Origin of the sequence: Mesorhizobium sp. M0437, from assembly GCF_040321335.1 — a bacterium.
In the GTDB taxonomy this organism is placed as follows: Bacteria; Pseudomonadota; Alphaproteobacteria; order Rhizobiales; family Rhizobiaceae; genus Mesorhizobium.
In genome coordinates this window covers 1-2251 of sequence record NZ_JAMYRK010000169.1, presented here as the reverse complement: position 1 = coordinate 2251, position 2251 = coordinate 1, and the positions used below count along the sequence as shown (strand labels likewise).

At 57.4% G+C, this 2251-nt stretch carries 4 protein-coding genes; 1 reads left to right on the top strand and 3 read right to left on the bottom strand.

Going from position 1 to position 2251, the window contains the following annotated elements; translation table 11 throughout:
* Positions 1–271 precede the first annotated feature (271 nt).
* Positions 272–439 carry a hypothetical protein gene (locus NKI72_RS34630; RefSeq protein ID WP_352694287.1) on the bottom strand — a complete coding sequence of 56 codons (168 nt, stop codon included), beginning with the start codon at positions 437–439 and terminating at the stop codon, positions 272–274.
* A 535-nt stretch (positions 440–974) separates the two neighbouring features.
* Between NKI72_RS34630 and NKI72_RS34625 the strand changes: the two genes are divergently transcribed.
* Positions 975–1340 carry a low affinity iron permease family protein gene (locus NKI72_RS34625; RefSeq protein WP_352694289.1) on the top strand — a complete coding sequence of 122 codons (366 nt, stop codon included), beginning with the start codon at positions 975–977 and terminating at the stop codon, positions 1338–1340.
* Between the two features lie 481 nt (positions 1341–1821).
* Here NKI72_RS34625 and NKI72_RS34620 read toward each other — a convergent pair whose 3' ends face one another.
* Both NKI72_RS34620 and NKI72_RS34615 read right to left on the bottom strand, forming a co-directional pair.
* Positions 1822–2061: a DUF982 domain-containing protein gene (locus NKI72_RS34620; protein WP_352726370.1), complete on the bottom strand. Its 240-nt coding sequence runs from the start codon at positions 2059–2061 to the stop codon at positions 1822–1824.
* The coding region (locus tag NKI72_RS34615; protein WP_352852195.1) for a hypothetical protein at positions 2021–2251 on the bottom strand (231 nt) is incomplete at its 5' end. The genes NKI72_RS34615 and NKI72_RS34620, both read right to left, overlap by 41 nt.

Sequence of the window (2251 nt, the reverse complement as noted above, 5' to 3'; positions counted from 1 at the left end):
AGCTGAGTCGTTCGAAGGCGACTACTAGGCCATACCGATATGCGACTAGCGAAAGGGCCGAAATCTGGATGTTGCGCCACACCCGTGAAATCAGAGATGTTTCGGCTACGATCAAGATGCGGGCGAGCGCACTGCCTTAATTCATGGATCGCAAACGGCACATTCGCCAAGATCCTTTCATCGGGGCATGACGACTTCCACTGGCTGCCAAGCGCAACGAACTGAGGCGCCAGCGAGAGGCACGGCAGAAAGCGGTCCGAACACTGCGAGCCTAGTAGGATCTGACGGCGGCCGAGGTGAGCACTTTTGCGTTGCGGATCAACTTGAGCGCCTCGTCCGTCGTCAGCCCGCATTTTCGCGCATAGAAGGCGGCCTCCTGAGTCTCCTCTGGAGAAGGTGGCACCTGACGCGCATCGAGCTTTCGTTTCTGCTTTGCCATTCAGTCTGACTGCGTGAATCAGTTAGTCAGCTAATCTGTCACTTTTGGGGGCGCGAGAGCAAGCTTTCGTGCTGTGAGTTCCAACCGATCCCGGCAACTGCCGGCAATCACCGCCTCCGGGCACGAAGTACAAAAGCGGAAGCAGGTGACTAAGCAATCTGCACGAGGTTGGTTCCGGCCGCGGAACTTTGCTCCTCATATCGAGTTGGCGTTTCTCAATGGAGAGAGAGCCATGTCGAAAAACACCCGTTTTGAAAAAGAGCTGGCCGGCAAGCCGCAACCAGAGGCGGACGCGAGGGGCCAGTCCGAGAAGAACCACAAAGGGGGAATGGAACGACGGCGTCTCTCGTGCCAACCCTCGCGTCCTATCCGGAAAGGATGACGTTCCCGCATAAGTGGAAAAAGTAGGGACGACTGCACAGCAACTGTTCATGCGCAGTCCCGGAGCCTCATTCCGCTGGCTCATAGGCGAGAGCCGTCCGCATCTCGGACCGCATTGACGAGCACCCAAGATCGAGGCCCAACCGGGATTCACATGAACCGATTTCTCTTTGTAGTTGCTGACTTTTTGTCCCGGCCGCCCGGCTTTTATCTGATCATCGTGGCCATGATAGCCTGCACTGCGATGGTCCCTTTCGGCCTAACAAGCGTAATCACCTATGCGCTTTCAGTAGCAGCGATTGTGATTACCGGCGTTGTTCTGATCCAGGGTTATCGCGACACTGCTGCCATCCATGCCAAGCTCGATGAGATTATCGTTGCATTGAAGGAAACGAGGAACAATGTCGTAGGGCTGGAGCACGCCGAGCCTGAGGAAATCAAGGCCCATTTGGCGCGGCTCGAAATGGAAGCGGCTGCGGCTGATCGAGAAACCAAGCACGGGGGAGTCTCTGGCGCGTGAGCGCTACTCAAAAGCCATCATGGGCAAGCTGAGTCCAGCAGGACGCGGTCGCTCAAGGTCCCGCCAGCGGCGGCCAAGCGCCACGAGATGCGCGGCAGCGGTAAGCGTAAGCGGAGGGCGGTTAATCTAACGTATGCGCATTGTTTGGTAGTCGGCAAGAAAACTGGCTGTTGCAAACCGGGATGGACGCGAGCGGGCTCGCCGGACTTGCCGCTAGGGCGCAGCTCGACTGGTTGTGCCGCGGTCGCAATGTCGAAATCATAGCGGCCTATCGTATTCGGTGGGAGTGCATCTTTCGCCGACCTGGCGGAAGCACTTCCAAGCCATGTTCAGGTCTCCCGGCTTTGACCGCGCCATGTGGAAGCGCACCGCCGTCGAGCGCTGCCGCATTCTCAAGAGAATGCCGACGCCGCGGAATTCGTCGGCATAGCGATGGCCGGCGAAGCCTGCCAGCGGTCCAGATGGCGAGAGCAGTATGGGCTCACACCATGTCTCTAACAACCGCGTCGAATTTCGTGAGGCCTACGCTCGGAGGCCTTTGGGTAAAAAGTCCCTGTTCGATTGCGGCCGCCTTGAAGGCATCGATCGCAGCTTGTTGGTTGCAATGACCGGCCAAGCATTCCTTGATCATTCGGACGGCTTCGAGCCGCTGCGGCTTGGCCACGTGTGGCCATGGTTGTTCAAGGGCTTTCGCAGCATCGGATATTGATGCAACCACCATCGGCTTGCAATTCAGGTAAATTGTAATCGGAATGAACGCCGGCATTTTCTCGCTCGCCAGGGTTGAACGCGGCTAAACGCGAAGAAAGGGCGGAGGTTGCATGAACGCGCGTCTTCGCGATTTCAAGCCCCGCTACCCGATGCAATTGAGACTGAACAGGCTCTTCTCGGGGCAACCTAAACTCAAATGA